A 7795-nucleotide genomic window follows, 5' to 3' on the forward strand; every position below is an offset into this window, starting at 1 on the left:
GCACACCCTTAATGAGCTTCGGCGCCGATGAAGAGATCCTTCAGGATTTCCTGGTTGAGGCCGGCGAGATTCTAGAGCAACTGTCCGAGCAGCTGGTCGAGCTGGAAAGCCGACCCGATGATGCGGACTTGCTCAATGCAATTTTTCGCGGTTTTCACACTGTAAAAGGGGGCGCCGGCTTCCTCCAGCTCAACGAGCTGGTGGAGTGCTGTCACATCGCCGAGAACGTGTTCGACATCCTGCGCAAGGGTGAGCGTCGCGTCGACTCGGAACTGATGGACGTGGTTCTCGAAGCGCTGGACGCGGTGAACAGTATGTTCAGCGAAGTCCGCGAACGCAGCCCGATCACGGCTGCCACGCCTGAATTACTCGCGGCACTGGCCCGTCTGGCCGAGCCGCAAACGGCTGATGAAGCCGCACCGGCGCCGGTCGCCGAAGTGGTTGAAGCACCGGTCGCTGAAAGCGAATCGGGCGACATTACCGATAACGAATTCGAACAACTGCTGGACTCGCTGAACGCTGTCAAGGCCCAGGCCGAGGCGCCCGTAGCGGCTGTGCAGCCTGTTTCGCAGCCTGTTTCGCAGCCTGCCGCCGATGCAGCCGCCAGTGACGAAATCACCGATGCCGAGTTCGAGTCGTTGCTCGATCAACTGCATGGCAAAGGCCAGTTCGCCGCCGATGCAGTGGCCGCGGCACCCGCCGCACCGGCAGCTCCCAAAGCCGCCGGCGACAGCTCCGACATCACCGACGACGAGTTCGAAGCACTGCTCGACCAGCTGCACGGCAAAGGCAACTTTGCGGTCGATGCGCTGGAGTCGGCAATCGCTTCGGCACCAGCCCCGGCTGCACCAACCGCTGCTGCTGCCGGTAGCGATCTGATCTCCGATCACGAATTCGAATCGCTGCTCGATGAATTGCATGGCAAGGGCAAGTTCACTGAAGTGGGCACTGCTTCTGCTGTTGCTTCAGTGTCGGCTCCAGTGGCCAAGGCTGCGGCGCCGGCACCTGTTGCCAAAGCACCCGAGCCCAAAGCCGAAGCTCCTAAGACTGCTGCTGCCGCGGCACCGGCACCGGCTGCTGCTCGTGCCCCGGCCGCGCCGCCCGCGGAAAAACCGACCAGCGAAGCCGAGACCACCGTGCGGGTCGACACCGCGCGTCTCGACGAAATCATGAACATGGTCGGCGAGCTGGTACTGGTGCGTAACCGCTTGGTCCGTCTGGGCCTCAACAGCGGTGACGAAGCCATGTCCAAGGCTGTGTCGAACCTCGACGTGGTCACGGCCGACCTGCAAACCGCGGTCATGAAGACCCGGATGCAGCCGATCAAAAAAGTCTTCGGGCGCTTCCCGCGTCTGGTTCGCGACCTGGCTCGCCAGCTCAAGAAAGAGATCAACCTGGAACTGGTCGGCGAAGAAACCGACCTCGACAAGAACCTCGTCGAGGCCCTGGCCGACCCGTTGGTCCACTTGGTGCGCAACTCGGTCGACCACGGTATCGAAGAGCCGGCTGATCGCGAAGCGATGGGCAAGCCACGCAGTGGCAAAGTGATCCTGTCCGCCGAACAGGAAGGTGACCACATCCTGCTGTCCATCTCCGATGACGGCAAGGGCATGGATGCCGATGTTCTGCGCGGTATCGCCGTGAAGAAAGGCCTGATGGACAAGGATGCAGCGGACCGTCTCAGCGAGTCCGATTGCTTCAACCTGATCTTCGCGCCGGGCTTCTCGACCAAGACCGAGATCTCCGACGTGTCCGGTCGTGGCGTGGGCATGGACGTGGTGAAAACCAAGATCGCCCAGCTCAACGGCACCATCAATATCTACTCGACCAAGGGCAAAGGCTCGAAGATCGTCATCAAGGTCCCGTTGACCCTGGCGATCATGCCGACGCTGATGGTCATGCTCGGCAACCAGGCGTTCGCGTTCCCGCTGGTGAACGTCAACGAGATCTTCCACCTCGACCTGTCGCGCACCAACGTGGTGGACGGCCAGGAAGTGGTGATCGTGCGGGACAAGGCGCTGCCCTTGTTCTACCTCAAGCGCTGGCTGGTCAGCTCCGCCGCTCACGAAGAGCAGCGCGAAGGCCATGTGGTGATCCTTTCGGTGGGCACTCAGCGGATCGGCTTCGTCGTCGATCAGTTGGTGGGCCAGGAAGAAGTGGTCATCAAGCCATTGGGCAAAATGCTCCAGGGAACCCCGGGGATGTCCGGCGCCACCATCACCGGTGACGGCCGCATTGCTCTGATTCTCGATGTTCCGAGCATGCTCAAGCGTTACGCCGCACGGCGTATTTGATTCTGGGGGAGCGGGGCGCCAGAGCCTCGCCCCGTCTAACGGAGTGTTTATGGCAGTCAAAGTCCTGGTGGTGGACGATTCGGGGTTTTTCCGCCGCCGCGTCTCGGAAATTCTTGCAGCGGATTCAAATATCCAGGTCGTCGGTACGGCGACCAACGGAAAAGAGGCGATCGATCAGGCCCTGGCCCTCAAGCCAGACGTGATCACCATGGACTACGAGATGCCAATGATGGATGGCATCACGGCGGTGCGGCACATCATGCAGCGCTGCCCGACCCCGGTATTGATGTTCTCCTCGCTGACCCACGAAGGCGCCCGGGTCACCCTCGATGCGCTGGACGCCGGCGCAGTGGACTTCCTGCCGAAGAATTTCGAAGACATCTCCCGTAACCCGGAGAAGGTCAAGCAACTGCTGTGCGAGAAGATTCTCAGCATCTCGCGCAGTAACCGTCGTGTCAGTGCCTACACCCCTCCGGCGCCGGTCGCCGTGCCAGCCCCGACGCCTGCGCCTTCGAGCGTCGGCAGCTACGGCAGCAGCGCACCCGCGCGTCCGGCACCGGCACCGATTGCGGCGCGTCCCCATGCCGCGGCCCCGTCGTCTCCTGCGCCGAAACGCAAAGCCTACAAACTGGTCGCCATCGGTACCTCCACCGGCGGCCCGGTTGCGCTGCAACGGGTGCTGACACAATTGCCGGCCAACTTCCCGGCACCGATCGTGTTGATCCAGCACATGCCGGCAGCCTTCACCAAGGCCTTCGCCGAGCGTCTGGACAAGCTGTGCCGCATCAGTGTCAAGGAAGCCGAGGATGGCGACATCCTGCGTCCGGGCCTGGCGCTGCTGGCGCCGGGTGGCAAGCAGATGATGATCGACGGCCGTGGCGCGGTGAAAATCCTGCCGGGCGACGAGCGTCTGAACTACAAGCCTTGCGTAGACATTACCTTCGGCTCCGCGGCCAAGTCCTACGGCGACAAAGTTCTGGCGGTGGTACTGACCGGTATGGGCGCCGACGGTCGCGAAGGCGCGCGCCTGCTCAAGCAGGGCGGCAGTGCGATCTGGGCCCAGGATGAAGCCAGCTGCGTGATCTACGGCATGCCGATGGCCATCGTCAAAGCCGAACTTGCGGACGCGGTGTACAGCCTCGACGACATCGGTCGGCACCTGGTTGAGGCTTGCATCTGATGGATGTGCTCAGCCTTATCGGGATCATCATGGCGTTCGTCGCCATCATCGGCGGCAACTACCTTGAAGGCGGCCACCTCGGCGCGCTGGCCAATGGCCCGGCGGCATTGATCGTACTCGGTGGCACCATCGGTGCCGCGCTGCTGCAATCACCGATGAGTGCCTTCAAGCGCGCCATGCAGATTCTTGCCTGGATTCTGTTTCCACCTCGCGTGGACCTGGCCGGCGGCATTGATCGCGTGGTGAACTGGAGCCTGACCGCTCGCAAGGAAGGTTTGCTCGGGCTGGAAGGAGTGGCCGACGCCGAACCCGACAGCTACTCGCGCAAAGGCCTGCAACTGCTGGTGGACGGCGCCGAGCCGGAAGCGATTCGCAGTATTCTGGAAGTGGATTTCTACACCCAGGAAAGTCGCGACATCGAAGCCGCCAAAGTCTTTGAAAGCATGGGCGGCTACGCGCCGACCATCGGTATCATCGGTGCGGTGATGGGCCTGATCCACGTCATGGGCAACCTGGCCGATCCATCGCAACTGGGCAGCGGCATTGCCGTCGCCTTCGTCGCCACCATCTATGGCGTGGCCAGTGCCAACCTGGTGTTGCTGCCGATTGCCGCCAAGCTCAAGTCCATCGCGTTACGGCAGTCGCGCTATCGCGAAATGTTGCTGGAAGGGATCCTGTCGATCGCCGAAGGTGAAAACCCTCGCTCTATTGAGTTGAAGCTTCAGGGCTTTATGGATTGATGGGAGACATGGACCATGGCACGTCGCAGGCAACCTGAAGAACATGTGAACCATGAACGCTGGCTCGTTTCCTACGCCGACTTCATCACCTTGCTGTTCGCGTTCTTCGTGGTGATGTACTCGATCTCGTCGATCAACGAAGGCAAGTACAAGATCATTTCCGAGGCGTTGATCGGGGTGTTTACCGACTCTGACCGCGCCCTTAAGCCGATCCCCATCGGCGAAGAACGACCGAAGACCGTGACCCCGGCCAAGCCGCTGGTCAAGGACAGTGAACAGATCGACGCCGGCATCGCCCAGGCCGCCAACGATCCGCTCAAAAGCATCGCCGATGACATCAGCGCGGCGTTCGGCGACTTGATCAGCTCCAACCAGATGACTGTGCGCGGCAACGAGTTGTGGGTCGAGATCGAACTCAACTCCAGCCTGTTGTTCGGCAGCGGCGACGCGATGCCCAGCGATATCGCCTTCAACATTATCGACAAGGTGGCCGCGATCCTCCGGCCCTTCGACAACCCGATCCACGTCGAAGGCTTCACCGATGATCAACCGATCCGTACCGCGCAATACCCGACCAACTGGGAACTGTCTTCGGCCCGTTCGGCGAGCATCGTGCGCATGCTGGCGATGCAGGGCGTGAACCCTGGTCGCCTGGCGTCGGTGGGTTACGGCGAGTTCCAGCCAGTGGCCAACAACGCCACCGCCGAAGGCCGCGCGCGCAACCGTCGGGTGGTGCTGGTGGTGTCACGCAATCTCGACGTACGCCGCAGTCTCACCGGTACCGGAACGGCCCATGCACAACCGGATGCCGCATTGAAGCGGGCTGGCACACAAACTGCACCGACCCCGGTCAAGTCGCCGGGACGCGAGAGTGCCGTCAATTCTCCGTCACCCGCATTAATACGTTGAGCTATTTCTCGGTTGGCCTTTTCGACCGGGAGGAACAATCCGAATGAGAGTCTGGGCAGTCGCCAATCAAAAGGGTGGTGTCGGTAAAACCACTTCCTCCATCGCTTTAGCCGGCTTGCTGGCTGAGGCGGGCAAGCGCGTGGTTGTAGTCGATCTCGACCCCCACGGCTCCATGACCAGTTACTTCGGTTACGACCCCGACAGCCTGGAACACAGCAGCTACGACCTGTTTCTGCACAAGGGCAGCGTGCCGCAAGGCTTGCCCGGTCAGTTGCTGATGCCCACCAGTGACGAACGCATTTCCCTGTTGCCGTCGAGCACCGCGCTGGCAACCCTTGAGCGCCAGTCGCCGGGCCAGAGTGGTTTGGGCCTGGTGATCGCCAAGAGCCTGGCGCAATTGTGGCAGGACTTCGATTACGCCGTGATCGACAGCCCGCCGTTGCTCGGTGTGCTGATGGTCAATGCCTTGGCGGCCAGCCAGCAGTTGGTGATTCCGGTGCAGACCGAGCACCTGGCGGTCAAAGGCCTGGAGCGCATGGTCAACACCTTGGCGATGATCAACCGCTCACGCAAACTGGCGTTGCCGTTCAACATCGTGCCAACCCTGTTCGACCGCCGCACCCAGGCTTCTCTCGGGACCCTTCGCGTGCTGCGCGACAAGTACCCCGAAGAAATCTGGCAAGGCTACATCCCGATCGACACCCGCTTGCGTGACGCGAGCCGGGCGGGGCTGACGCCTTCGCAATTCGACGGCAAGAGTCGTGGTGTTCTCGCATACCGCGCACTGCTCAAACACCTGCTAGCGCAGCAACTCGTTCCGCAGGTGGCTTGAGATGAGCCCCGATTCCTACGATGGTATTCGCATGACTCGGCCGGTGAAGATCACCTCGCGCCCGCAATTGGCCCTTCAGTCCTATCTGGACGGCTTGCTGCAGGACGCGACCGAAGAGTTGTTGCCCGAAATCGAGGTAGTGCCCGAGGTTGTCGAGCCGCAAGCCTCTCTGGACGAGTTCCAGGCGGCGGTGCTCGAAGAGCAGGCTCGCGATGCGCGGAAACCCGCTGTGGTGGCAGCACCCACCGTTGCGCCAGTGGCGAAGGCACCGGTGGCCGTGATCGAAGCGCCGGCACCGATTCTGGCGCCCGTGTCGACGATTGCACCGTTGCTGCAAGCGTTGGTGCCGCCGGTGGTGGAAGTTCATCTGCCGCCGAGCAACACGCCGCCTCCGGTGGAAACCGACGGTCGTCCGGCATGGGCGGCCGAGCCGTTCGAATGCCTGCTGTTCGACGTCGCCGGGTTGACCCTGGCGGTGCCGCTGGTGTGCCTGGGCTCGATTTATTCCCTGGCCGGTCACGAGCTGACGCCGTTGTTCGGTCAGCCGGAATGGTTCCTCGGGATCCTGCCGAGCCAGGCCGGTAACCTGAAAGTGCTGGATACCGCGCGCTGGGTCATGCCGGACCGCTACCGCGATGATTTCCGCCAGGGCCTGCAATACGTTATTTCGGTCCAGGGCTATGAGTGGGGGCTGGCGGTGCATCAGGTCAGCCGCTCGTTGCGCCTGGACCCGAATGAAATCAAATGGAGAAGTCACCGGGGTCAGCGGCCATGGCTCGCCGGCACGGTGATTGAACACATGTGTGCCTTGCTCGATGTCGCCGCACTGGCCGAGTTGATCGCCAGCGGCGGGGCGAAGCACATGGGCGGCAGTAAGCCGAACCACAAACCGACATAAAAAACACGCATCGGCATTCAAGTGCCGGTGCACTGAATACACACCGCTAGGGCGGTTTTTCGAGGGGTCAGGGTATGAATGACAAGGCGACGGCGGCAAAAGGTTCCGAAGATCCGATCCTGCAATGGGTCACCTTCAAGCTGGATAATGAAACCTACGGCATCAACGTGATGCGCGTTCAGGAAGTCCTGCGCTACACCGAAATCGCTCCGGTGCCGGGTGCCCCGAGCTACGTGCTGGGCATCATCAACCTGCGCGGCAACGTGGTCACCGTGATCGACACCCGCCAGCGTTTCGGTCTGGGCACGGTCGACGTCAGCGACAACACCCGCATCGTCATCATTGAGGCCGACAAGCAAGTGGTCGGGATCATGGTCGACAGCGTGGCTGAAGTGGTTTATCTGCGTCAGTCGGAAATCGAGACTGCACCGAACGTCGGTAACGAAGAGTCCGCCAAGTTCATTCAAGGCGTGTGCAACAAGAACAACGAATTGCTGATCCTGGTCGAGCTGGACAAGATGATGAGCGAAGAAGAATGGTCGGAACTGGAGAGTATCTGATTGATTCTTGAGGTGGCTGTGATTGTCCTGTTCCTCTTGTGGGCAGGCACGCTGGCGATGTTCCTGGCGAACATCCGCGCTCAAAGGCAGCTCGCCGCACAAAAGGCCCAAGGCGATGCGTTGCGCGATCAGCGCATCAAGGACCTGGCCAAGCGCGTCGACGACTACCAGAACGGTAACGTGCGCATGGGTGAAGACCTGCACGAACTGCGCGCGGTGGTCGGGCCGTTGCCGGACAAACTGGCGCAGTTGGAGCAGCGTGATCCGTCGAGCCTTTCATTCGCCCAGGCCGCGCGTCTGGTGGGGATGGGGGCCAGCGTCGATGAGCTGACTCAGTCTTGCGGCTTGACCCAGGCTGAGGCGGAGTTGATGAGCAAGTTGC

Annotated in this window: 8 protein-coding genes; all 8 read left to right on the forward strand. The window is 61.6% G+C overall.

Annotated features, from left to right (window positions below):
- Nucleotides 1-11 precede the first annotated feature (11 nt).
- Nucleotides 12-2294, forward strand: coding sequence for a chemotaxis protein CheA (locus PMI21_RS13580; protein WP_007938657.1), 2283 nt, complete (start codon nt 12-14; stop codon nt 2292-2294).
- 49 nt (nt 2295-2343) lie between these two features.
- A complete protein-coding gene (locus PMI21_RS13575) occupies nt 2344-3474 on the forward strand; it encodes a protein-glutamate methylesterase/protein-glutamine glutaminase (protein WP_007938658.1) in 1131 nt (376 codons plus the stop codon).
- Entirely contained in the window at nt 3474-4214 is a 741-nt protein-coding gene (locus tag PMI21_RS13570; protein ID WP_007938659.1) for a flagellar motor protein, read from the forward strand. The genes PMI21_RS13575 and PMI21_RS13570 overlap by 1 nt, the downstream gene beginning before the upstream one ends.
- Before the next feature lie 15 nt (nt 4215-4229).
- Nucleotides 4230-5123 (forward strand): flagellar motor protein MotD, encoded by an 894-nt coding sequence (gene motD, locus PMI21_RS13565; RefSeq protein ID WP_007938660.1) that lies wholly within the window; start codon nt 4230-4232, stop codon nt 5121-5123.
- Nucleotides 5124-5166: 43 nt separating this feature from the next.
- Nucleotides 5167-5955 (forward strand): ParA family protein, encoded by a 789-nt coding sequence (locus tag PMI21_RS13560; protein ID WP_007938661.1) that lies wholly within the window; start codon nt 5167-5169, stop codon nt 5953-5955.
- Between the two features lie 31 nt (nt 5956-5986).
- A complete protein-coding gene (locus tag PMI21_RS13555) occupies nt 5987-6853 on the forward strand; it encodes a CheW domain-containing protein (protein ID WP_033064010.1) in 867 nt (288 codons plus the stop codon).
- A gap of 74 nt (nt 6854-6927) precedes the next feature.
- Nucleotides 6928-7413 (forward strand): chemotaxis protein CheW, encoded by a 486-nt coding sequence (locus PMI21_RS13550; protein WP_007938663.1) that lies wholly within the window; start codon nt 6928-6930, stop codon nt 7411-7413.
- Nucleotides 7414-7795 (forward strand): DUF2802 domain-containing protein (locus PMI21_RS13545; RefSeq protein ID WP_033064009.1); only part of this gene is annotated, 382 nt, incomplete at its 3' end.

It is taken from the genome of Pseudomonas sp. GM18 (genome assembly GCF_000282195.1).
Taxonomy (GTDB): domain Bacteria; phylum Pseudomonadota; class Gammaproteobacteria; order Pseudomonadales; family Pseudomonadaceae; genus Aquipseudomonas.